15 protein-coding genes, 1 tRNA gene and 1 pseudogene are annotated in these 23,677 nt (G+C 61.6%); 3 read left to right on the forward strand and 14 right to left on the reverse strand.

The genetic code is table 11. From position 1 onward, the window contains the following. Positions 1 to 21 precede the first annotated feature (21 nt). The 7 genes and pseudogenes from HB676_RS08250 to HB676_RS08280 all read right to left on the reverse strand — a co-directional run bounded on the left by HB676_RS08250 (position 22) and on the right by HB676_RS08280 (position 14,424). Positions 22 to 3,243: a CHAT domain-containing tetratricopeptide repeat protein gene (locus HB676_RS08250; RefSeq protein ID WP_213737233.1), complete on the reverse strand. Its 3,222-nt coding sequence runs from the start codon at positions 3,241 to 3,243 to the stop codon at positions 22 to 24. Positions 3,244 to 3,326: 83 nt separating this feature from the next. Next, a complete protein-coding gene (locus tag HB676_RS08255; protein ID WP_213737234.1) occupies positions 3,327 to 3,662 on the reverse strand; it encodes a lipid-A-disaccharide synthase N-terminal domain-containing protein in 336 nt (111 codons plus the stop codon). Then, complete coding sequence (locus HB676_RS08260; protein ID WP_213737236.1) at positions 3,659 to 4,414, reverse strand: glycosyltransferase family 2 protein; 756 nt, start codon at positions 4,412 to 4,414, stop codon at positions 3,659 to 3,661. Before HB676_RS08260 ends, HB676_RS08255 begins: the two co-directional genes overlap by 4 nt. Positions 4,415 to 4,469: 55 nt before the next feature. Then, positions 4,470 to 5,314, reverse strand: a pseudogene (locus HB676_RS08265) (phosphatase PAP2 family protein). Position 5,315: 1 nt separating this feature from the next. Continuing rightward, complete coding sequence (locus tag HB676_RS08270; RefSeq protein ID WP_213737238.1) at positions 5,316 to 7,058, reverse strand: glycosyltransferase family 39 protein; 1,743 nt, start codon at positions 7,056 to 7,058, stop codon at positions 5,316 to 5,318. Positions 7,059 to 7,108: 50 nt separating this feature from the next. Beyond that, positions 7,109 to 9,223, reverse strand: coding sequence for a penicillin-binding protein 1C (pbpC, locus tag HB676_RS08275; RefSeq protein ID WP_213737239.1), 2,115 nt, complete (start codon positions 9,221 to 9,223; stop codon positions 7,109 to 7,111). After that, on the reverse strand, positions 9,220 to 14,424 hold the full coding sequence (locus HB676_RS08280; RefSeq protein WP_213737240.1) for an alpha-2-macroglobulin: 5,205 nt from the start codon (positions 14,422 to 14,424) through the stop codon (positions 9,220 to 9,222). The genes pbpC and HB676_RS08280 overlap by 4 nt, the downstream gene beginning before the upstream one ends. A gap of 392 nt (positions 14,425 to 14,816) precedes the next feature. On the opposite strand from HB676_RS08280, the gene HB676_RS08285 reads away from it, so the two are divergent. The 3 genes from HB676_RS08285 to HB676_RS34045 all read left to right on the forward strand — a co-directional run bounded on the left by HB676_RS08285 (position 14,817) and on the right by HB676_RS34045 (position 17,116). Next, a tRNA-Arg gene (locus tag HB676_RS08285) sits at positions 14,817 to 14,893 on the forward strand. Positions 14,894 to 16,127: 1,234 nt separating this feature from the next. Beyond that, a complete protein-coding gene (locus HB676_RS08295) occupies positions 16,128 to 16,643 on the forward strand; it encodes a CAP domain-containing protein (protein WP_249780132.1) in 516 nt (171 codons plus the stop codon). Between the two features lie 344 nt (positions 16,644 to 16,987). After that, complete coding sequence (locus tag HB676_RS34045) at positions 16,988 to 17,116, forward strand: hypothetical protein (protein WP_275944926.1); 129 nt, start codon at positions 16,988 to 16,990, stop codon at positions 17,114 to 17,116. A gap of 475 nt (positions 17,117 to 17,591) precedes the next feature. Here the strand turns inward: HB676_RS34045 and HB676_RS08300 are convergent, their stop codons facing one another. The 7 genes from HB676_RS08300 to HB676_RS08330 form a co-directional block, all read right to left on the reverse strand. Next, complete coding sequence (locus tag HB676_RS08300; RefSeq protein WP_346347294.1) at positions 17,592 to 18,242, reverse strand: hypothetical protein; 651 nt, start codon at positions 18,240 to 18,242, stop codon at positions 17,592 to 17,594. A 137-nt stretch (positions 18,243 to 18,379) separates the two neighbouring features. Then, a complete protein-coding gene (locus HB676_RS08305; RefSeq protein WP_213737244.1) occupies positions 18,380 to 19,171 on the reverse strand; it encodes a c-type cytochrome in 792 nt (263 codons plus the stop codon). Then, the gene (locus HB676_RS08310) at positions 19,168 to 20,793 is read right to left on the reverse strand and encodes a cbb3-type cytochrome c oxidase subunit I (protein WP_213737245.1); all 1,626 of its coding nucleotides are present in this window, start codon (positions 20,791 to 20,793) and stop codon (positions 19,168 to 19,170) included. Before HB676_RS08310 ends, HB676_RS08305 begins: the two co-directional genes overlap by 4 nt. Continuing rightward, positions 20,783 to 21,346 (reverse strand): cytochrome C oxidase subunit II, encoded by a 564-nt coding sequence (locus HB676_RS08315; protein WP_213737246.1) that lies wholly within the window; start codon positions 21,344 to 21,346, stop codon positions 20,783 to 20,785. The genes HB676_RS08310 and HB676_RS08315 overlap by 11 nt, the downstream gene beginning before the upstream one ends. A 2-nt stretch (positions 21,347 to 21,348) precedes the next feature. Continuing rightward, positions 21,349 to 21,525, reverse strand: a complete 177-nt coding sequence (locus HB676_RS08320) for a hypothetical protein (RefSeq protein WP_213737247.1) — start codon at positions 21,523 to 21,525, stop codon at positions 21,349 to 21,351. Between the two features lie 8 nt (positions 21,526 to 21,533). Beyond that, positions 21,534 to 22,814: a cytochrome c gene (locus tag HB676_RS08325; RefSeq protein ID WP_249780144.1), complete on the reverse strand. Its 1,281-nt coding sequence runs from the start codon at positions 22,812 to 22,814 to the stop codon at positions 21,534 to 21,536. A gap of 13 nt (positions 22,815 to 22,827) precedes the next feature. Beyond that, positions 22,828 to 23,487 (reverse strand): c-type cytochrome, encoded by a 660-nt coding sequence (locus HB676_RS08330; RefSeq protein ID WP_213737462.1) that lies wholly within the window; start codon positions 23,485 to 23,487, stop codon positions 22,828 to 22,830. Positions 23,488 to 23,677 lie beyond the last annotated feature (190 nt).

Here is a 23,677-nt window from a genome sequence, read left to right on the forward strand (position 1 = left end):
GTGCGGTTAATTGGAGCGCTTTCAGCCCCCTTCCCCCACCAGCACGAACGGCGCCCAGGCCGTGGGATCGGCATTGTGTGCGGAAGACCGGTCGGCGATCAGCGCCTGAATCGAACGCCGCAAGGCTTCGGCCCGGCCGATTCCGGGATTTTTGCGCAGCCCGGCGAAAGCACCGGTCGTCAGCTTGACGGCGGCCGAGGATTCCACCGGCCAATACGATACCAGGAGCGAGCGCGCGCCGGCATAGAAGAATGCGCGCGCAAGACCTGAAAGACCTTCCGCGCCGGGCTTGTCGCCCGCCGCTGTGTTGCAGGCTGAAAGCACCGCCCAATCCGCATCGAGATTGAGTTTGGCAATGCGGCTCGCAGTGAGCAGGCCGTCGTCCTCGGCGGTCGGCTTGTCCGGCAGGCTGAGCACCAATGCAGGCTCACTCAAGCCGCTGACTTCGCCAGCCACCAGGCCATGGGTTGCGAAGTCGATAACCCGATACTGCTCCAGCGGCGTCGCCCTGACGAGCGTGACGGTGGCCGCGGCACCGAGCTTCACGTCGTCGTCGGTGGCGCCGAGATCGCGCGCCACGGCGCGCAGCTCATCGGCGGTGTCAGGTAACGCGGGTAGCCCGGTTCGCAACTGCTCGATATCGACGACCGAGCCGCGGTAGTAGCTCTCGTAGGGCTGCACGCCGCGCGCCGCGGCCCGTTTGCTCTCGCCACCGGAACGCCGCAATTGCGGATCGCCGAAGCCAATAAATGGCTTGGTCGCACGCGACGTCCTGGCGAAGACCCGCAACGCGCGCAGGCTCGCCACCGACGGCAATACAGTCGTCGCCTTGTCGTTGAGCAGCCACGCCGCCAGGCGATAGCGATCCTCCGGCGCAACCTTCGGATCCGGCTTTTTGGTCACCAGGACATGAAACGGCAGACTGGTCAGCGCTCCCGTCGGCACCACCAGCAGTTTTGGCTTGTTCGCGATCGCGCTTTCGACCGGCCCGATCAGCGCCGAATACAGATCGAACGAGGCGTCGAGATCGAACGGTTTTGGGGCGGCATCCGGCGCGGGATCGAACAGGCCAAGGCGCAATTTACTGACCTGATCGCTAATGGCTTTATTCCCCAGGGGAATTTGCTGCCAGACATTGGTCTCGCGGGTGACGGCGAAGACGTAGCTTTTGTCGCTCAAACTGAAGAACGAGACCAGTGCCTCGTCCGGCTTGAGCAACGCCTGGGTCTGCGCGATCGTTAGCGGTGCGGGGCTGGATAATTCGGCATAGGCGGGAAATTCGCGTGCGATCCGCGCCGACGTTTCCTCGAAAGACTGACGCGCCCGCACGCTTTCGGCGCGAAGGCTCGTAATCAAGGCGTCGTTGCGCTTGCCATCGGGCGCGCCAAGCTCGGTAGTGATGCGCTTTTCAAGGCTGTCGAGTGAGGCCTTGAGGTCCTGTTGCCGGCGCACCACCGACGCAATCGCATCGTTGCCGGCGCCGAACCGCGCCGCCATTTGAGACAGAGCGGCTCCCGCCTGTGTCTCGCGGGCGCGCTGCGCGGCGCCGAAGGCTTCGTTCTTTGCGGCGTCATCCGGTTTACCATCCGCGACGCGCCAGACCGCTTCGATCAATGAGGAATCGAGGTCCGTGAAGCGTTTGAACTGTGCATCATTCCGGCCATCGGCCTCCATCGCAACGGAAGCACGCCGCAGCAGTGCCAATGCCGCAGGCCATTTGTTTTCGTGGCCGTCAACATCGGCAAGGTTGACCGTGGCCGCAATCGTATCGTGGTGACGGGCGCCCAATTTAGCCTGCGCGATCGCCAGCGCGCGCTCAAGTCGCGCCCGCGCATCGGCGTAATTTCCGGTCATGGTTTCGAGAACGCCTACGCTACGAAGATCGTTCACGAGATGCGGATGTTCCGGCCCCAGCGCGCGCTCGTCGATTTTCAACTCGCGCTCGAGATATTGCGCCGCCTCTTCGAAGCGCCCCTCGTCCTTCAATATTCGTCCCATGGCGCCGATGGCCAGCGAACTTGCGCCGCTGTTCTCGCCAAATTTTTTCTCCATGATGCGCAGCGCCCGCTCGTAAAGCGGCAGCGCTTCATCTCTTCTACCCAAATCAGCATAGCTGTTGGCGAGGTTGTTTAGGCTGCGGCCGACATCCGGGCTCTCAGGACCGAGCGCCTTTTCGTAGATCGCCAGAACACGTTGTTGAAGACCGGCGGCTTCCTGGATGCGCCCCTGCGCGGCATAAACGTTGGCGAGATTATTCAAGCCTATTGCCGTTATCGTAGTATTGGGTCCGAATCTTTTTTCATAAATGGCGAGGGTTCGCTTGTAGAGATCCTCGGCCTCGGTCAACCGCGACTCCTGCTCCAGGACGGTCGCAAGATTCCCCATGGTCGCCGCGACATTGTGGTGATCCTCGCCGAGCGAAGCGCGCGCGGCGACGAGCGAGCGCCCGAACGCCTTCTCCGCCTCGGAAAAACGCCCTGCGTCTTTGTAGAGATTGCCGAGATCATTCAGAGCTTTTTGATAACTGGGCGCACCCTGAACGCTGCCGCCGTAGGTTTGCTCCAGCAATTTCAGACTTTGGCTGAGCATTCGCTCGCCGTCGTCGAACCGGCCTTCCAGGCCGTAGACATCGCCGAGATTGTCCATCGATTCTGCGACTTCCAAGGGAGCCGCAAGCGGTGACTTTTGCTGGGCCATCAGCGCACGCTCGAAATAGCGCTCGGCATCCTTGTAGTTCTCCTGATCCCGCGCGAGATCGCCGAGCGCCGAAAGAACTCCGCTCACTCGCGCGTCATCAGGACCGAACGCCCGGGTTCCAATCGCCAGCGCACGTTCAGCCGCCGCTGATGCTTCGGCCCGGCGTTCCAGCCTCGCCAACGCCGCAGTTAATATGTTGGATGATCGCAGCGTCGACGCCGCATCGTTGTTTTTGAGCTTGACCGCCAGGGCCGCATTCAGCTTGTCGACCGCTTCCGGATACCGGCCGAGATTGTACAGGAACATGCCCTGATTGTGCAGGACGCCCGCATAATTCATATTGCTGGTGCCCTGCTGCCGACGCACCAGCGCCTCGAGCTTTTGCGCCAGCGCCAGCCCTTCAGCATTATGCCCGGTCTCGCCCGCCTCTTTCATTTGCGCGGCAAGCGTGTCGATGGCGTTGCCGCGCTGAGCCCACGCGCTTTGACAGGCAAAGGACGCAGCAATCACGAAAATGATCGCCATGATCGCGCGAGCGCATTGCATGCCCTGCTCCGCCACAAGCTTGTTTGGTCAAACCGACCGCGGAACAGCCTATCACAAAACGGGCAAGCGGTTCGTGAGGCGCGTCACGCTCGGTTATCGGCCGATACCTGCCGGCTGTTGATGATGATGAAATACATATTGCGCAGATAGACCACGAGCCCAAGCGCCTGCCCCGCAATAAATACCGGGTCTCGGCGGTACAGCGCATAGACCAGCAGCAGCGCGCCGCCCCCGATCGAGAAAAACCAGAACGCCACCGGTATCACGCTCTTGCGGGCGCGTTCCGACGCGATCCACTGCACCAGGAAGCGCATGGTGAAAAATCCCTGCGCCACAAAGCCAAGAATGACCCAGCCGTCGAATTTGATGACGAAGACATCGTGAAAGTAGCTGGCAAGGTTGTTCAATAATTCAGTCATGGCGTCACCTCGGTCGCGATAGGCGTCGGCTTCTTGCGTCGGATCAGCCACCACACCCCGGCAAGATCCATGATTCCGATCCAGAGCCGGTCGAAGAAGCCGTAATTGGACACACCCGAGTGACGTGGCCGGTCGGTCACGTCGACATAGGCGATTCCGTATCCTTCGCGGCGCATCAGCGCCGGCAAAAACCGATGCAGGCCGTCGAAATACGGCATCGCCAGGAACACATCACGCCGGAAGGCCTTCAGGCCGCAGCCGGTGTCCCTTGTACCATCGCGCAGGATGGCGTTGCGCACGCCATTGGCGATGCGCGACTGGATTTTCTTGAAGCCGGTATCCTTGCGTCCGACACGCTGACCTGCGGCAAGCCCAACGCGCTCACCGCCCCGTTCGATCGCCGAAATCAAATCGGGCAGGAACGCCGGATTGTTTTGCCCGTCGCCGTCGAGCGTGGCCACGATGCTGCCGCGCGCGGCACGGACTCCGCTGCGCACCGCCGCCGACTGACCCGTCGATATCTCGTGGCGGATCTGGCGCAGATTGCCACGCTGCTTCATGATTTCGATCAGCCGTTCAGGTGTCGCATCGGTCGAGCCGTCGTTGACGTAGATGATTTCATAGGCCCATCGGCCGTCGAGCGCCGCGACGATCTCGGCAATCAGCGGGGCTACGTTGTCGGCCTCGTTGCGCACGGGAACAACGATGGAAACGGCCACGGCGGGATCGGAAGGCAGCAAATCAGGGCTCATGGTTTGAGTTGGCCGGCACCGGGAACTTCGTATCCGGCCGCACTGATGTCGCTTCTTATGGGGCCGGGAGGACGCGGGCAACCCTTTTGAGGGACCCGGCTAATGCCTTGAAAGCGGGACAATTTCTCCCCCGCCGCCGATGGCAAAGCCGAGCCGGCGTGCGGCGAACCAGTATCGCACGGCCATGGCGCCGACCACGCCGATCACGGCACCGGCGACGACGTCGCTCGGATGGTGCGCCAGCAGCACCAGACGCGTTAATAAAATCACGATGGCATAAGCAAACATCACGACCCGTGTCCGTGGCCAGACGGCGCTAACCGCAAAGGCCAAGGCAAACGCCGTGATCGAATGCGCGGACGGCAAACTGAAATGGGCTTCGGTCCCATTGAAAGGCACGAAATTGAAGGCATTCGCCTTGCCCCCCACGAACGGCCGGCCACGCCCCACAACCCATTTGATGACTTCGCTCGCGAGCACGGGGATCAGCACCGCCAGAAACAAATATTCGAATTGCGTTCCCAGGCCGAGCCAACGTGAACGCAAATTCTCCCGCGATCGCGGCACAACAAGGGCTACGATCAGCAGCGCCAACAGCAGCGCTGTAAGCACATATTCGTCCTTGGCGAAGTCGGTCAGAATGCGCGCGGGCCACAAGCTTGCGGTGCCGCGCGGCGGCATCAGGCCGATCTCCCACGCATCGACGAAAACCATCAATCCAGCGACGGCCACGGCGCCAATACCGAGCAGCCACGCAATCTGCCGCCGTGTCCTGGCCGCCGCCTCGGCGCGCAGCGGCGACGATGGCGGACGCACCAGCCCGTTGAACGAGCGCCGCATCACGCCAAACACCTGCACGAAATAGGGCGAGGCTTCGTCGAGGCCGGATGGAGCAGGCATGTTATTCCGTGCCTTCGGAGCGGAAGATCGCGATGGAAATCGCCCTGCCCTGCGAAATATTATAGCCGTCAACCCGGGCGGCCACATCGTAGCGTAACCCGATGGCTTCGGCGCGCTGCGCAAAGCCTCGCTCCGAACGCGCTTCCACCAGCGCAAACCGGCAGCTGCCCTGCCCTAAGAAATCCGCCGCACCCGAGCCATCCGTCAGCAATGTCGAGGTGCCCGTCATAAAAACCAGGCTCGGTTCGTGAAAACCCGCCGCGGCCGCTTTCGGCCCGACGCAGACGACATTGCGCAGCGCCCGCGCCACCTCGGCGCTGGGGAATAACGGCGTCAATGCCGGCAGCACAACGCCATAGACAGCGAACGCCAGAAACATCGCGGAGACCACCGCGGTCAGCAGCGACCGTTCGGCGCGATTATCGTCATAGAGCCACCACGCAAACAGTCCGAAAATAAGCGCCGCCGCCACGAACGGCCACGCCAGAAACACCGGCTGGCGCGTCAGTGTGACCGCGCCGACCACTGCGATAACGGACGTCACGGCCGGAATGACGAACCACCACGCCGCACCGCGCATCAGCCAGGACCGCGACAACACCCGGCGCTCCAATGCGCCAATGGTCAGGATCGCGATCGCCGGATAGAGCGGCAGCACGTAATGCGGCAGTTTGGTCAGCACCAGTTCGAACACGATCCACGACGGAATGAGCCAGGCCAGCAGGAATTGCGCGCCGGGCTCGCGCCTCGCCCGCCAGACAGCGGGCGCCGCCATGCCCGCCAGCGGCGCGCCTGGCCAGAACGTGATCCAGAACAGCAGCAAGTAGATTCCCGGCGGCGCGCCATGAGATTCCTGCGCCCCCAGCTTGCTCAGCATGTCGCCGCCAATGGAGTCTGAAAAGAACGCGTCGCCGGCGCGCCAGAAAATGGCGATGAACCAGGGCAGCACCAGCACCAGCATCCACATCAGACCCCAGACCGGACGCAGACGCCAAAGCCATGCGGCGGAACGATCGAGGATCGCCAGGGTGACGATTGTCAGCCCCACGAACATCAGGATCAGCGGGCCTTTGAGCAGCACGCCGCCCGCAAGTGCAGTCCAGAAGATCACCGGCCCGCTCCACGGCGGATGCGCGGGGTCCTCTCCGCGCTGCCAGGACAGATAGACCCGCGCTATCGCCCCCATCGCCGCGACGACGGTCAGCAGCAGCATCGCATCGGTCTTCGCCAGCCGCGCCTCGACGCCCAGCAGGACCGAGCTGCACATGATCAGCGCGGCCAATATCGCGCCGCGCCGCGTGACAAAAGCGAGCGCCGTCCAGTAGGTCAGCAGTACCGCGCCGATGGCGCCGATCAGGGATGGCACCCGATAGAGCCAGACCCGAACCTGCGCCCGCGGCAGCCCGAGCGCCGAAGCGGTTTCGACCGCGGCCGCCTGCATCCAGTAGATGCCGACCGGTTTCTTGTAGCGAACCTCGTCCTGGAACCGGATATCGACGAAATCGCCGCTTTCGACCATTTGCTTGGTCGCCTGTGCGAACCGCGCTTCATCGCGATCGATCGGCGGAATGTTGAAAAACCCGGGCAGGAACAGCAAAAACCCGCACACGGCCAAAAACGCGACCGCCCTGACATGACTGGCCGTCACAAAATCGATCACCGCGACGAACCGATTGCCCGGATTTACCCGGTTTTTCGGCTCTCTCGGTGCTCCAAATCGGGGGCGGGCATAGGTCTCGGCCATCGGTTTCGCATACGCCGAAACCACTATCGGGACAACCGCTTAGCGCATCGCTATTGAATTCTTACGACAACTGTGTCCGCGGCGCCCATGGCGTCGATCACGGTCAATCGGGTGAAGCCCGGACCGGGCGGATCGACCAGCCGCTGGCGGCGGCTGTCGATTTCCCCGGCCGACACCCCGTTTACCAGCACGGTCATTGGCAGCACGCCGCCGGCGACCTTCACCGGCATCGCGGAAAATGACGTGCCGCCCGGGCCCGCGGCGTCGATCCGCGAACCGTTCAGCGGAAACTGGATATGCGGCGCCTGCTCGCCACCGGTCCGGACCAGCTCTCCCACCGGCCGAAACCGCCGCAGCGGCAACGGCAGTTTGGCGTTGCTCGCCACCAAGGTCCCTTTCGGAGGTTTCGGCAGCGACGCCGGCAGTTTGCCGGTACGGGCAAAGGCATCGAACAGGATCGGCGCCGCAGCGGTGCGACCGACAATTCCCGGCGCGGGCGCGCCATCCGGCCGTCCGACCCAGACCCCGATGGTGATGCGGCCATCGAAACCGACCGACCAGGCATCGCGGTAGCCGTAGCTGGTGCCGGTCTTGAAGGCGATCCGATTGTGCACGCCATTCTCCGGCGGCGGCGTACCCAGCAGCACATTTCCGACCTGCCACGCCGACACGGGATCCATTAGACGCAGGGGTTCACGCGCGTCATCGTTCGCCCTCATGATCTCACGCAGCGGGCGGGTACTGCCAAGCCGCGCCAACCCGCCATAGAGTTGCACCAGATCCTGTAAGGTGATGCCGACGCCGCCTAATCCCATCGCGAGGCCCGGCGTCTCGTCCTTGGGCAACACCAGATTGGCCCCGGCCTGCTTCAGCCGGGACGACAGGCGGCTGGCACCGACGCGATCCAACAGCGCTATGGCCGGGACATTCAGGGACATCTGCAGCGCCTTACGCACCGGCACCGTGCCCTGAAAGGTCATGTCGAAATTTTCCGGCGCATAAGAGCCGAAGCGGATCGGCCGGTCATCGATCAGACTTTCGGGATGAACGAAACCATCCTCAAACGCCATGCCATAGATGAACGGCTTTAGCGTCGATCCGGGCGAGCGTATGGCACGGGTCATATCGACCTGCCCGGCGCGACGGTCGTCGAAATAATCCGGCGAGCCGACTCGCGCCAGCACGTCGCCGCTTTCATTGTCGACCGCGATGATCGCCACGGAAATAGTCGGGCCCAAAGTAATCGCGCGGTCATGCGCCAAAGCTTCGAGATTCCGCTGCAGGCCTGAATCCAGCGTCAACTTGATCAACGGTGTATCTTTTACGATGCTGATGGCCTGATCGGCCGAATGCGGGGCCAGAATGGGCATCGGCTTGCGTAACCGCGGCACCGGCACGGCCTTGGCCTGCGTCGCGTCTTCCGCCGATACCTGGCCGTCTTCGACCATGCGGTCGAGCACGCGGTCGCGCGCCGCATGTGCGATTTCGGGATGCCGATCCGCACGCCGGTTTTCCGGCGACTGCGGCAGCGCTACCAATAGCGCGGCTTCCGCCAGCGACAGGCGCTTCGGCTCCTTGCCGAAATAGGCGATCGAGGCGGCGCGAATGCCTTCGAGATTGCCGCCATACGGCGCCAGCGCCAGATACAGATCGAGGATCTGGTCCTTTGTCATCCGCCGTTCGATTTCGAGCGCGCGGACCATCTGGCGCAGCTTGGCGGTGACCGATCGTTCCCGCCGCGGCTCCAACAGCCGCGCCAGTTGCATCGTGATCGTGGAGCCGCCGGAGACGATATGACCACGGGTGACAAGTTGAAACGCGGCGCGGCCAAGCGCCAACGGATCGACGCCGGCATGAGACCGGAAGCGTCGGTCCTCGTAAGCCAGCAACAGCTTGAGATAACCCGGATCGACATTGGTCTTCGCATCGACCGGCAACCGCCAGCGGCCGTCGGCCATCGCATAGGCGCGGAGCAGCTTGCCGTTACGATCAACAATTGTCGTGGAGACCTGACGCGCCTGCTGCAGCGGAAGAGGTCCAAGCGAAATGACCCACGCAGCGAATGCGCCGACCAGTATAAGGCTTGCTGCGGCAGAGACCGCCGCTGCAAGCTTGATCCGTCGCCAGCGGCGTTCAGCCGGCGTTATGATCGCGGCTGAACTCATTTCGCCGAACGCACCTCAACGGAGCCGGTGCCGGAGCGGCCGTAGCGCGAGGGGTTATACATGTCCTCGACATAGGCCTGCGGCAGCACGTATTTGCCGGGGGAGACCGCACGCACGACATAGGCGACCGTAAACACCGCCTTGCTGTCGCTGGCGCGATCGACGGCCGCGGTGAAGCGATCATCTCGGAACTCGGTATTTTCAGGCTCCTGACCGTCCTCGATCCAGTCGAGCGTGCCGGTGTCACCTGACGAGACCAGATGCGGATTGTCGATCTCGAGCCCAGCCGGGAGATAATCCGACACCATGATGTGACCGTATTCCGGCTTCGCCTCGGTGATCTTGAGCACCACTGCAAAGCGGTCGTTCTGCTTGGCTTTCGACACATCGGCCGGCTTGCCGTCGAGCGTAAAGTAATTGCGCTCGATCTTGAAGCCGTTCGATGCCGCGGGCTCCGGGGTAACCGGCGCGCCGCTCACGGAAACCACCGCCTGCACCGGCGCATCGCCGGTGTTGGTGATCTTGATCGGCTTGCCCGCCATCTGGGCGGCTTTGTAGCTGCGATAGAGCGCAGTCTTGACCGGTGCGCCATCGATATCGAGCGCCATGGTTTCCTTCGACAGCGCGCGCGACGCCAGCACCAGCCAGGCATTTTCCTGCGTGGATGTGTAAGGCGTCAGCCCGCGCGCCACTTCGACCCGCGCGACCGCCTGGGTCAGCGTCGCCCGCGGCGCATTGCCTTCGCTGGCCAGCGACACCAGTGCCGCGGCGTCGCGCAAGGCGCTGCCGTAATCGACCCGGCCGAACTCCAGCACTGGTTTGGGCGCCAGGCTGTCGAGGGCCGCGGCATAGACCCGCTCCGCCCTGCCCTTGTCGCCGACCAGCGCCAGCGCGGCTGCCAATTGCGACTTCGCAATCGGGGTCGCCAGATTGCTCAGTTTGGTATCGGCGAGATAACGCAGATCGCCGATCGGCGCGGTGCCGTTGCGGGCGAGCACGTAGAGCCCATAAGCGAGATTACGCCCACCATCCTTTTCCGGCTCGTTCGCGTTGACGACGGAATTACGAATGCGATCGAGCGCGCTTTTGAACAGCACGTCCGGGACGACAAACCCCTTTTCGCGGGCGCGGGTCAGGAAATCCGTCACGTATGCATCGAGCCAGGCGTCGTCGCCGCCGGCCGACCACAGCCCGAACGATCCGTTCGAGCCTTGCCGCGCCAACAGCCGATCGATGGCGTCCCGGATGCGCTGATCGACCTCGGTATCCATCGCCAAGTGTGCGCCAGCCGCCAGATCGTTGACGTACAATAGCGGCATCGCGCGGCTGGTGATCTGCTCCGAACAGCCATGGGGATAGCGATCCAGCGCTTTGAGGATGGTGGCGGCATCGAGCGCCGTCGACAGGCCGACCGACAGCGAGACGCCGCCGGTGCCCTGCACCAGATCCGAGAACATGTCTGACGTCAGCGTCAGACTCTCACCCTTGGCCAGCGTCCGAATCGAGCGGCGCGCCAGGATTTGCGTCGCCGGCTTGACGTCGAGCGCATAATGCCGCGCCAGGGTCAGGCCATCAGGCCCTTTGATGTCGACGTCGAACTGCGCATTTCCGGCATAACTCGCATCGAGCGCCAGCGACATTGAGGTTCGTTGCTTGGCGGCGAGTTTTACCGTCGTCGACGGACTGCCGGATACTTTCACCGGGCCCGAAGCCTTGACGTTGACGGTGTAGTCGCCGGGCGCGCCCTCGACATTGTCGAGGTCAAAACTCATGGTGCCATGATCGCCGTTGAGCAGGAAGCGCGGCAAGGTTGCCGTCAGCACCACGGGATCGCGCACCGTTACATCAGTGGTGGCGCGGCCGAGCTTGGTCGAGGTCCAGGCAACCGCCATCACGCGGGCGGTGCCGGCGAATTCCGGAATATCGAAGCTGATTTCGGCGGTGCCGTCGGCGGCTACCGTGACGATTCCGGAATAAAGCGCCAGCGGCTTCTGCGTCGGCGGGCTGCCCTGTAGTTCCGCACCAGCGCCGTCGCCGCCGGTTCTGAGCCGGCCACGGGTGCCCTGCATACCGTCGATCAATTGGCCATAGATGTCGCGGATTTCCGAGGTCATGCGGCGCTGGCCGAGGTAATAATCGTCCGGCGCCGGCGGCTTGTAATTGGTCAGATTGAGAATGCCGACATCGACAGCCGCAACCACGATCTTTGCATCTTCGCCGGGGTTCAACCCGCCGAGCTTCACTGGAATCTTCAGCATGGTGTTCGGGCGCACCAAGGCCGGCGGCGTCAGCTTGACCTCGATGGTGCGGGCCTTCTTGTCGATCCCGAACCATTTCAGCCCGATGGCCCGGCCCGGCATTCTTTGCGCCGCAGCGTCGAGCGGACGGCGCAGCGTCGCCACCACATAGGCGCCGGTGCCCCAATCCTTGCCGACCGGAATTTTGACCTGCGCGGTGCCTTCCTTGACGTCTGACGATTGCGTGGTCAGTAGCCGGTCGCCGAGCACATTGATGGTCAGCTTGCCGGCGGTGCGGGCATTGACCGACACCACCATGGTGTCGCCGGACTGGTACTCGGGCTTGTCGACCGAGGTTTCCAAAAGGTCTGGCGTATCGGCGCTGCCGTCGGAATACCAGCCGACATCGAACTGGACTGACGTTAGCGGCCCGTCGGCGTCGGCCGTTTTGACATCGAGGCGATAGCGGCCAGGCTGCGGCGACAGGGTGATACGCGATGGCTTGTCGGCGGCAATGGTCAGATCGCCATCGGCGATGCGGGTGGTCGATTTGACCGGTTCATATTCCCAGGACGAACTCTGGCGATACCACTGATAGCGCGACTCCATCTTCAGCAGCTCGTAGCGCAAGCCGTCGCGCGCCAGCGATTTGCCGTCGGGGGCCGCGAACACCACATCGAACGCGGCCTTGTCGCCTTCCGCGACGCTCTTGTCGCCGAACAGCGGCTTGACGCCAATCATCGCGCTGGCCGGGGCGACCGGCAGCACCAGTTTGCGCTCGACGGCGCGACCGCCGGCTTCCGCCATGCGGATGAATATCTGGGCTTCCTGCGGACGGGTCGAGGATGGCGGCTTGGCAAGACTGACCGGGAACGTGGCGACGCCATTGGCGTCGGCTTCCGGCAGGTTCTCGATCGGGGTGCGTTCGTTGCTGGCGGTTTCCTCGTCGGCTACGCCGAACTGGTAGCCGGCATAGCCGGGCCGTTCCGACGCCGGGGCCACCAGCATGTCGCCCTCAAGCTGCAGTCCAGAGGCCGGCGCGCCGTAGAGGAAATGACCATCTACTTTAAGTTCTACAGGAAGATCAGCCTTAATCTGTTTATCTTTGGAAGATATATCAAATTCGATCCGTTCAGGGATGTAATCCTCGACCATGAAGGTGGTTTCGCCGACCGCCGAAGCCTTGGGATCGGTGAACGCCCGCACCCGCCAGGTCCCGGTCGGAACCGCCGAATTGAGTGCAACCGCGAGGCTCCGCCCGCCCGCGCCTTGATCCGGCAAGACGGCGCGGCGGAATTCGACCCCGTCGGGGCGCTCGATCACCAGGGTCAGCGGCCCGCCGGTCACGGCATTGCCTTGGCCGTCGCGCACCAGCGCGGTCAGGTACACCGTCTCGTTGGAGCGGTAGACGCCGCGCTCGGCATAAACAAACGCATCGGCGCCCGCGGGCACGGTGCGGCCGGACACGCCGCGATCGCTGAGATCGAAGGCATTGGATTTCAGGCTCAGGAAGGCGTAGTCGGCCTTCTCGCTGGTCACGGTCAGAAGCGCCGGCGAAAGACCGCCCTCGCCGCGCGCCAGCCCCGCCTCGAACAACACGTGGCCTGACTCGTCGGTCTTGCGGGTCGCCAGGATCTCGTTGTTGCGCGCGACCAGCCGTACTTCGGCTTTTGCGACCGCCTCGGTTGACGCCAGCGAATTGACGAAGACATGAATGCCGTCATTGCCGGAAAATGCCGCGAGACCCATGTCCGAGACGATGAACCACTGCGTCGCCAGCGAATTGTCGTCGTCGCTGCCCGGCCCCTTGGCTGCAGCGGTCATCACATAGACGCCGGGCTGCAGATCGCCGAGCGCCTGATCGACCGGAAACGCGGTCGTGACGTCCTGATTGAGCGTGGTCGCGGTCGCGAGTTCCCCCGACCAGACCTTGACGCCGCGCTCGTCACCCAAGCTCGAGAGCTGGTATTTGCTGAGGCTCTGCTGGAAATCGCTGTCGATCACGGTGTTGATCAGATTGCGGTCGCCGATCCTGAACACATCGACCGTCACTGAGGGCGTATTGACACTGACCAGCGGAATGCCGCGCTGGCCGGTGCGCGGCAGCACATAGGCGCGGCCGGTGAAGCGCACGAACGGCTTGCGGTCGCGCACATAGATGTTGAATTCGGCCGATTTCGGCAGGGTTTCCTTTACGGTGGACGGCAATCCGGCGCGCAGATTGATGTTGTAGCGCTCGCCGTGCTTCAGGCCATCGACGCAGAGCTGCTTGCCTTCCGACGATAGGGCCGGCTTGTCGCTGCCCGCCAGCGCCAGGAACGGCGCGAAATCAGTTCGCTTGGCGAGGTCTTCGGAGAACTGGAAACAGGTCCGCGGCGATGCGGAATCGGAATCAACCGTATAATCCAGCAGCCGAAAACCATGCTCGTCGCGCATTTTCTCGTATTGGCCGCGCACGTCGGCGACCTCGCGCAGGTCCAGCGAGAGCCGCAACGCATCGAGCGACGGGCGCCACAGTTTGCGGTCGGACAGCGAGCGGCCGAGCACGGCAAGCGCATCGGCCTCCTCGCCGGCATTGGCGGCGCGCTGATAGGCGATATAGGCCGCGGTCGAGGCGCGCTCCAGGAGGAAGGTCAGTTCGGAGCTGTTGGCGGAGCGGATCAGAAAGATAGTGCGGGCCAGCCGCAGCCAATTGGCACTGTCCTCAGGCGTGGTGGCCGCGATCTGCCCCAGGATTTGCAGGCCAGTGCGGAAGTCGCCGCGTTTGAACGCGGCGTCGGCGTCGGTCCGCAAATTGGCGCCGGATTTGCTGACCGGCCCCGCCTCGCTCTTGATCTGGGCCTCCAGCTTGATCGCCGAATCGGCCAGATCGTCGCGCTTGAACGCCTTGTCCGCCGCCTGCGCTGTGACGAGGCCGAACGCCAGCGTGGCGCACAATGTCACGGCGCGAACCAAACCAATCATGATGGAACTCCCTGACGCGGACGAACGCCGCGTGTCGAATAAAAGTGCGCTAAAAGGTGACGGACTCGTGGCCGCGGAACGGGGTAGCGAAAAGGTCGCATGCGACATGACGGTGACAGCGTTCGCGGTGACAGCATTGGCGGTGACAGGCCCATGCCACCGGCCGGCGGTCGGCCGTGGCACACATCATTGCGGTGCGGCGGACCCCGATGCAACGGTCCACCGTCTCGCTTGGTCGCGGTATCCCGGAAAATGGTTCGGATGGGCTTGGCGCGGATGCGGATTTTTCATATTGGCAGTGCTATGAAGGCCGGGTTTTCGGAAAGCTGGTTTCCGGGAGGCTTGGCCTTCGGAAGATCGGCCTCTTGGGAGGCTCGGGTTTCAGAAGTTACGGTCCCATAGCTCAACTGGATAGAGTAACGGATTTCTACTCCGTGGGTTGCAGGTTCGAATCCTGCTGGGATCGCCATAGATCGATCAAAAAGGCGCAATCTATAAGGGTTTCTCAAACATCAAAGATTTCATCTAAGTGTTTTTTCTCGACACAGATTGGTACAGAAGGCCAAAAAATCCCAAAGTGAGTCACAAAGTCCCTCTCGTTCCAACGAACGTACATGCGTCATGGATCATTCTATAACCTGTTATAAACACGGCTATTTTTCATTTCTCTCTGCAAATTGGCCCAATGAAACGGATTGAATGGCGAGGAAACAAACTGAACGTCGTGACTGCTCAGCATGCGGTTCAAAGGCCGCAAATTCTTGGCCGCCCGTTCGCCCTAAACGGAGGCGCGGACCTCATTGTTTGGTTCGATCAGCACAGAGGCGGAAGAGGCTATCCAGGCGACACCAAACAAGTATCGAAGGGAGACCTTCGTAATATTCGTAAACTCTGCAAATTGACATCATCGAATGGAGTCGACTCTCAAAGCTTTTATCACGGGGTGGACGACATGACGTCGCTGCTCTCCGAATATCAGCAAAATTTGAGACGCCTTGCTGATCGGTAATCTCAACGGGCTCGCCACTTCCGCTTCGAGCGAGTTACCGACAATTTCACTTGGTACGAGCCAGTCGGAGTAAAATTTGACGCAGCACCTTCCGTCCAAGCGATCCCACGACATTCGGAGGAAGAATGGAGAACCATCGGTCTATCAGCGCTCGATTAAAGCGCACGCGGGTAATGCTTGGTTTTTCACAGGCAAGGTGGTGCCGGTTAGTCGGCATCACTCCGAGCGCGTGGAATAATTATGAAAGGGGCGCCAATAGAATATCGCTTGACCAAGCGCTAAAGATCTGCAGAGCGACAGGGATTTCGCTTGATTGGATTTATCGCGGTCTGAGGGCGGGAATGCCTTACGAACTAGCTTGCGAACTGCTGAAAGCCGACAAGGCTTAGAAAAGGGATGCGGAGGGAGGACCCACAAAGAAAATCACAAAGATGGAGACGAACACCTTCTAACAATTTGATATCACTACACGAAATTGTAAGAAGCTAAAATCTTTCTACTCCGTGGGTTGCAGGTTCGAATCCTGCTGGGATCGCCACTTCATTTTCCGCCTCAATATTTCGATAGGGTTTACACTTTGGCTCCCGGGGTCAATTCGGATTTCCGAAATGAGCCTGCGTAAGTGGGACGTTGGCCGGGATGACGATTAGACGGAGATTCGATGACACGGAAGAAACGGCGACGGAGTTTCACGTTGGCTCTCGCGTTTTGTCTGGCGGTCGCGTGGCTCGGTTCCGCGATCGCCCAGACGGCCTCTCCTGCTGATTTGATTTCGAACTATCGCGTCAAAAATGGCGAAGGGCGAGTGACTGCAGATCCTGTCCTCAACCGGATCGCGCTGCAACAAGCCAACGCCATGGCAGCAAGGGACTTGCTCGATCACGCAGCACTTGCGCCGTTGAGTTCGCGCGTGGCGGGGGTGCCTTCAGGCGGAGCCCGCCGGATCGCGGAAAACCTCGCAGGCGCCTACGCCGATTTTCCCAGAACGCTCGATCAATGGATCGAATCGCCGGGACATCGAAGCAACCTCTTGATGCACGACGGGTTGCGGGTTGGTGTCGCCAGCGCGAAAAGCCCGAAAACGGGACGGACCTATTGGGCGATGGAGATCGCCGGCGACTACGAAACCACCAGGAAACCGGGGACAAAGAACAAACCCGGCGCTCAGGAAGAATGCTCCTTACAGATGGGGAGCATCTGCCTCAATTGAGGTACCGCAGCAGCCTTCCGTGGCTTGCACTCGCTGCCACCGACTGGTCCGCAATACACGAACGATACACGGTGGTTTCAGTTTTTGTTCCAAGAAGCGCTCTCCGATTTCGTGTTCCGACGAAACCGTTTCTGGGTTAGGCCGCAGAGGCTCAGACCGATGCGCGGCCGTTCAATTTTTGATCAGCGCTCTGGCATCGGGAATGACGGGGCCTGTCAGTTAGGGTTGACCGGTTAGCTTAACGCACGTCTTCAATTGTCAGACACGGGCGACAGGTTATCGTGAACAAGTCACCCGCCCGATCATATTGCATTGGACGGTTTGTGGCTTTGGATCACGCCCAGATGTCATCCGCTGGTGAAATCTTGCATGGATTTTATCTTGTCGTTTTAGCGATTGCCATCATCGTGGCGATGGCCGGTTGGGTCTATGCATTAGGATGGGTCGCGTTGAAGGTCATCGAATTCATCTAGCTGGGCGAAGAGGCCCCCGGCCCGCCTTCGTCAAACGACACCCGCATTAGTGGGCGAGCTACGCCCGCACGCCATAGACCAATTCATCTTGCCAAAGCAGAAAGGTCAGCACCACGAGGCTTGGCGTCCAGGATAACATCATTCCCAACAGAATTGCTTGTAAGGTCGTCATGGCGTTCTCCCCTCAGCTCATCTTAGCTAGGTAAGCGCTTTGGACCACCGTTGGTTGCTCGCGAAGTTCCCCGCTCCGCGCAACACAGGATGATTACTTCTGCATATCGCGGCGCACAAAAGCCGCTCCATCAAAGTCAGCGGCGCCGACCTGTGAACTCGCGCCGGCTTATCTTGGCCCGCTTGTCGGACAGCAGCAGAAAGCCCGCCGGGGTTGAGACGGCGGGCTTCCAGTTATTATCTCGCGGTATGAGTTACGATATCCGCGATGCCTTACCGATATCGCGAACCCGTTGAGAACCGGTTACCATCTCAGCGGGCTGGGCTGTGCGACGGAAGCCAGACTGGAGGCTGGTGCTGTGGTGAGCGGAGCACCACCAACCGAGATGGATCCCTCAGGCTTCATTTGCCGAGCCAGCCGTTTGTGCCCAATTCCGGACAGCCGGGCGCGAGCGCGCACCTTCGGAATGGACGATGTCATCTCCGACTTCATTGCGCTTTGCAGCGAGTCGACTTTCGCAATCAGCGTCGCGAGCTGAGCAGATATCGCCTTCACGTCGGACCGCTCGTCCGTCAGGCTCGATCTCAGGGTATCAAGCTTAATTGCACCCTCCTGCAGCAAAGCGGTGTTTTGCTGCAATGAGGATTCATTCTGCTGCAGCAGCGCGTTGTTTTGTTGCAACCAGAAACCATCGTCCTGCAGCGAGGTGGCGTTGTTCTGATGGGTTGACTGAATATCGTTCAAGGCTGCAACAACCGTATTCGGGATTGGCTGTGAAGCTCCCTCACGCGGAAGCAATCCGGCCACCAACCCGGGGACATTCGGCCAGACGAAATCGGAAGGCGACAGCGTATAGACCGCGGCAGTCGCATTTACACCCAAGGCGAATACGGACAGCGCCAAAATCGATTTTCGGCTGGATTTATTGCTCTGCGATTCCGGTGTCTTGATCACCTGAATTGACCTCAAATGAATGAATATAAAAGCCTTAAGACCAAGGTAGATTATGAACTGATCAGATTAATTCCCGGTTAGCGCCTCAGCCCCTTACGTGAGCCGATGTCCGCGACCGAGCTTGGCCCCAACAGCCGTTACGGCTGAGCCGCGTAATATCTCGCGACCTGATCGATCTCTTCGCCCGTCATCTGGCGTGCGATGTTGCGCATTTGCTGGCTGATGTCGTTGTGGCGGCTGCCGGACGCAAATGCTTCGAGCTGGGCCTTGATATAGACGGCGGACTGGCCGCCGAGCCAGGGGCTTCCGGCCTTGGTGTCGATATCGCCATGACAAGCGCCACAAGGGGGGATATTGCGCATCGGCGCTCCCGTCACGACAATCCGCGGCGCGGCCAATTCAGCATCGATCTTGTTCGACGGCACCCTTGGCAAATAAGCGTAGTAGGCGGCGATATCGAGCATATCCTGATTGCTCATGGTGGCCGCGAACGGACTCATCACCACGTTGACCCGCGCTCCGGCCTTGAAGTCGTTTAGTTCCTTGTACGTCACGGCGGCGAATTGACCGGCGAGATTGGGCGAGTTGGCATCGCTGACGCCTTCTGGCCCGTGGCAGATCGCACATCGCTGCGCCAGCGTCGCGCCTCGCCCGATCGATACTTGATCCGGATGTGTCAGCATCTCCGACGTCAATACGACGCTGGACGTCTTGAAGTCGGGCTGTTGGACGCTGGACTGTGGCGCGGCACGCGGCACGCCGGCCGCGCTGCAGATGGCGTCCCAGATGCCGCTGATTTTCAGGTCGGGCTGAGCCAACGGCAACCAGATCAGGCCGGCCAGGAACGACAGCACGGCGATCCCCCCGGTAATGCCGACGGCAGCGCCGAACCAGGGATTGCGCAAGGTGAACAGCTTCTGCTCACTCATCGGCTGGCTCCGACATAAATCGCGGGCACATTGGTTTGCTTCAGCACCAGAAGCTGGGCGATCGGATAGCCGTAATTCACCACCGTGAGGCCGACCATCAGCGTCAGCCATAATCCAAAACTGTTCAGCGCCACCGGTATCCGCGCGGGCATATGGATCGGCACGCTGAAGCGATAAGCGCCGGCATCACTGCGTTCGGCTCGCTGGCCCCGGATCAGTACGACGAAAAACAAAACGCCCGACGTCAGCAAGATCAAACCTCCGACGGCCGACATCCCCACCGAAAAGGTCTGCGGCGAAATCGCCGGATTGGCGTAATCGTAGAACGCCATGCGGCGTGGCATGCCGAGAATGCCGACATAGTGCCATGGGAACGTCGTCACGATCATGCCGATGAACCACAGCCAGAGCTGCGTGCGCATCAGGCCGAAATGGTCCATCGCCCGGCCGGTCAGATGCGGCCATAGATCATAAGCGATCGCGAAATACATGATCACGATCGCGCCGCCGAAGATCAGATGGAAATGCCCGGTGATCCACTGGGTGTTATGGATGGTGGCATCGAGCTGATAGCTCATGTTGATGATGCCGCCGGCGCCGCCGAAGCCGAGCATGACCAGCGACAGCGCGGTCGCGAGCATGATCGGGTTTTGCCAGGGCAGCGCCCTCACCCACCCGAACGCGCCGCGGCCGCCGCGCAGGCGGCTGGCGATCTCGGCGGAGGCGCAGATGGTGAATATCGTCAGCAAGGTCGGCAGCGTGACCAGGCCGGTGAACACCGAATGCATGAACTTGAATCCGGCGCCGACTTGCGGATCCGCAAACAGATGATGCACGCCGATCGGCATCGCCACCACCACGAACAGGATAAAGGAAATCCGCGCCATCGCGTCGCTGTAGAGCCGCCCGCCGATCGCGCGTGGGAAGATCGTGTAATAGGCGATGTAGGTCGGGATCAGCCAGAAATAGACAATCGCATGCAGCGTCCAGGAGAAGAACACGCGGGCAAGCCCGGCATCGATGGTCGATCTAAGGCCAAGCGCCACCGGCAGGATCAGGAAGATGATTTCGAGCGCGGCGCCGACCGCGGTCCAGCCCCAGAGATAGGAGCCCGCGACATTGGCGAACATCGCCAGCGGCACCGGCCGGTCGGGGTTGTCTCGCTTCCAGATCATGAGATTGATCGACATCAGCGCGACCCATATCCAGGAGCCGACCACGACCATCACGACGCCGATATAATAAAAAGGATTGCCGACCATCGGCGGATAGAACGTGTAGAGCACCGAGGCGAGCCCCAGCGAGACCGGGATCATCGCCACCACAGCGCCGACCGCGACCAGCGCAAAACCGGCCCAGGCCCAGCGTACCCCAACCAGCGGCTTTTCAAGGGTCGCTTCGGTGATGGCGTACCCAAATCCCATCGCGATCAGGGTCGGAAACACATAACCCATCGCCGAGCCATGCGCGGTGACCGAGCGATAATAGAATTCCGGATTGAAATGCCAGGCGTTGAACGGACTGCGGACGAACATCTGCCAGGCGCCCAATATCAACGCCAGGCCGAACACCGCAAAGGCGAGCCAGAAATGCGCCAGGATCAGCCGCTTGTTAATCAACACAGCTCAGCCTCCGTCGCGACGCCATCATCCTGAGGAAGGCGGTCTTGTCGACCACCTTGACCTTGGCCCACATTCCCTGATGCCCGATCCCGCAAAATTCCTGGCAGGGCATCGCGTGTTCGCCGGGGGCTTTGAACCGGACCGGCAACTCCGAGACGTATCCCGGCACCAGCATGGTGTTGATGTTGGTGCCTTCGATCAGCAGCCCATGCACGGCATCGGCACTGGTGGCACGCAGCGTCACCGGCGTCTCCGACGGCACCACGATGCATTGCGGCGTGAAGGAATATTGCTGGCCGATCGCGCGCACCGTCACAGAGCCGTCCGCCTCCATTGCGCTGCCGAGATTGCTTTCGATGAATTCGCCGGTGAGATGCAGCGTTTTGGGATCGGCGGTCTCGACATGGCCTTGCGGCATCGTCGCATGATCGATGCCGATGAAGATCGCCATGCCCACGAGCACGCCGACGACCACGATCGACAAGGTCGCCCATCTGCGTTCGATGCGAGCCGCGACGGCTTCGCCAAGGTGGGAATCGCTCTCGGTTGTCATGATCAAGCGCTCCGCGGCAGGAACACCAACAGATAGAACGCAAACCAAAGCGCGATCACGACCGCGGTGGCTATTCCGGCGACGACGATGGCGCCGGATGGACCCGAGCGGACAATGGCGGCGACGCGCTCCTCTTCGGTACCCAGCGTGGTCGCCTGCGGTGGAGGTGAAATGATCATGGCATGCCTCAGTTCAGCGTCGCCGAGCGCAGTTCATTGGCCTGCCGCGCCGAAACCGGTTCGCCGCGATTGCCCCAGGACGTCCGGATGTAGGTCACGACGGCGGCGACCTCGTCGTCGGATAGCCGCTGCGCAAAGGGCGGCATGCCGTACGGCCGCGGATTTCCGGCCGTGCCCGGCGGATAGCCGCCATTGAGCACCATCCGGATCGCATTGACGGCGGACACCATCTGGATCGATGGGTTGCCGGCCAGCGGCGGATAATGCGGCGGCATGCCGACCCCTGTCGCGCCATGGCAGCCGCCGCATTCCCGATCGTAGATCGACTTGCCGAACGACAGCAGCAGGCTGCTTTCCGCCGACGGCAGCGACGCTGCCGGCTTTTCCGGGGACGTGCCCTGCGCGAGGCTCTTGAGGTACACCGCCATCGCGCGGGTATCGTCGTCGTTGAGATATTGCAGGCTGTTATAGACCACTTCCGCCATCGGTCCGTAGACCGCGCCGCGGGTCGACACGCCGGTACGCAGCAGGTCGGAAATTTCCTCGATGCTCCAGTCGCCGAGGCCCGCTTCCTTGTTCGAGGTCAGGGACGGCGCGTACCAGTTCTGCATCGGAATCAGCCCGCCTTCGAAGGCCTGCGATTCCGAACTGCCGCCAAGCGCGTTGATCGCGGTGTGGCACATCCCGCAATGGCCGAGGCCCTCGACCAGGTAGGCGCCGCGATTCCAGTCGGCCGATTTGGTCGGGTCGGGCTTGTATTCGCCCTCCCGGAAGAACAGCGTGCGCCAGCCGATGATCAGCGAGCGGTTATTGTAGGGAAATCGCAGATCGTGCGGACGATTGGCCTGCCTGACGGGGGGGATCGAACGCAGATAGGCGAAGATCGCGTCGCTGTCTTCGCGCGTTACCTTTGTGTAGGAGGCAAACGGCATCGCCGGATAAAGCAACCCGCCGTCCGGAAAGCGTCCATTATGCATCGTCGTGAAAAATTGATCCGACGTCCAGGTACCGATCCCGGTTTGCGGATCGGGCGTAATGTTCGACGTATAGATCGTGCCGAACGGCGTTTCCATCGGCAGACCACCGGCAAAGATCTTGCCTTCTCGCGCGGTATGACAGGCGATGCAGTCGCCGGCCCGCGCGAGATATTCGCCCTTGGCTATCAAGGCAGGATTCGCTATCGGGGCCGGGACCGGTTTCGGCGGTTGCTGTGCGATCGCACCCGTTGTGCCGATCGTCATGGACGACACTGCCAGCACCGATAACAATTTCTTCAAGGCTCGCGGCATTCTCACGGCCCCCTCAATGCGGTTCACTGCCGCACGCAAGCGGCATCGGAAGACTTCCACGCGGCGCAAAGGAAGGATCGGCCGGCGCCGGTCGCGACGCAAGATAGGCTGCTACCGCCTTCACATCGTCTTCCGTCAAAAGACTGGCAACGATCTGCATGCAATCGGGCGCCAAAGCGGTTCGCGTGCCATAGCGCCAACCGCCGAGCTGGGCACTGATGTAGCTGGCGCGCAGGCCCAACAGGCCCGGAATCGCCGGCTCCATGCCGGTGAAGCCGGGATTGTGACATCCCGAACAAGCCGGGATGCCATGCTGCGGATCGCCGTTCTTCACCAGCGTTTCGCCACGTGCCAGGACTTCAGCGCTGACGGTTGGAATGGCAGGCGCCGCAAAAGGAGGCCGCAACGAGGCGAAATAAGTCGCGATCTCCTGGAGATAGGCGTCAGGGAGAAATTCGAGCAGATAGTTCATCGGCGGGTATCTGCGCCGCCCGTCGCGGAAGGCTATCAATTGGTTGTAGAGATAACCGGCCGGCTTTCCCGCCAGTCGCGGGAAATAGACGTCGCTGGTGCCCTCGCCTTGCGCGCCATGACATCCGGCGCATGCAAGGACGCGGGCGGCCATGGTGTCAGGCGCGCGCTCCGTGCTCTGCGCGCATGCCGGTCCAGGCATGGACAGCAAAAGTATCAGGCAAGTAGCGATCGGCAGGATACGTCGTGTTGGCACCGCTCACCCCATCTCGACCGACGACGCTGGATTTTTTGCATATCGGACGAACGGACGCAACGCGTTATTCCTTGCCACGCGTCATCTGCGATTTGCATTGCGCCGTCAGTAGAGAAAAATCATCGGCAGGAAAGCG

Source organism: Bradyrhizobium sp. dw_411, assembly GCF_018449695.1.
GTDB lineage: Bacteria > Pseudomonadota > Alphaproteobacteria > Rhizobiales > Xanthobacteraceae > Bradyrhizobium.

Excerpts from the sequence above, each read along its gene's own strand:
- HB676_RS08250 (WP_213737233.1), bottom strand. The coding sequence starts at position 3,243 with ATGCAATGCGCTCGCGCGATCATGGCGATCATTTTCGTGATTGCTGCG.
- HB676_RS08255 (WP_213737234.1), bottom strand. The coding sequence starts at position 3,662 with ATGACTGAATTATTGAACAACCTTGCCAGCTACTTTCACGATGTCTTC.
- HB676_RS08260 (WP_213737236.1), bottom strand. The coding sequence starts at position 4,414 with ATGAGCCCTGATTTGCTGCCTTCCGATCCCGCCGTGGCCGTTTCCATC.
- HB676_RS08270 (WP_213737238.1), bottom strand. The coding sequence starts at position 7,058 with ATGGCCGAGACCTATGCCCGCCCCCGATTTGGAGCACCGAGAGAGCCG.
- pbpC (WP_213737239.1), bottom strand. The coding sequence starts at position 9,223 with ATGAGTTCAGCCGCGATCATAACGCCGGCTGAACGCCGCTGGCGACGG.
- HB676_RS08280 (WP_213737240.1), bottom strand. The coding sequence starts at position 14,424 with ATGATTGGTTTGGTTCGCGCCGTGACATTGTGCGCCACGCTGGCGTTC.
- HB676_RS34045 (WP_275944926.1), top strand. The coding sequence starts at position 16,988 with ATGTCATCCGCTGGTGAAATCTTGCATGGATTTTATCTTGTCGTTTTA.
- HB676_RS08305 (WP_213737244.1), bottom strand. The coding sequence starts at position 19,171 with ATGAGTGAGCAGAAGCTGTTCACCTTGCGCAATCCCTGGTTCGGCGCT.
- HB676_RS08315 (WP_213737246.1), bottom strand. The coding sequence starts at position 21,346 with ATGACAACCGAGAGCGATTCCCACCTTGGCGAAGCCGTCGCGGCTCGC.
- HB676_RS08320 (WP_213737247.1), bottom strand. The coding sequence starts at position 21,525 with ATGATCATTTCACCTCCACCGCAGGCGACCACGCTGGGTACCGAAGAG.
- HB676_RS08325 (WP_249780144.1), bottom strand. The coding sequence starts at position 22,814 with ATGCCGCGAGCCTTGAAGAAATTGTTATCGGTGCTGGCAGTGTCGTCC.
- HB676_RS08330 (WP_213737462.1), bottom strand. The coding sequence starts at position 23,487 with ATGCCTGGACCGGCATGCGCGCAGAGCACGGAGCGCGCGCCTGACACC.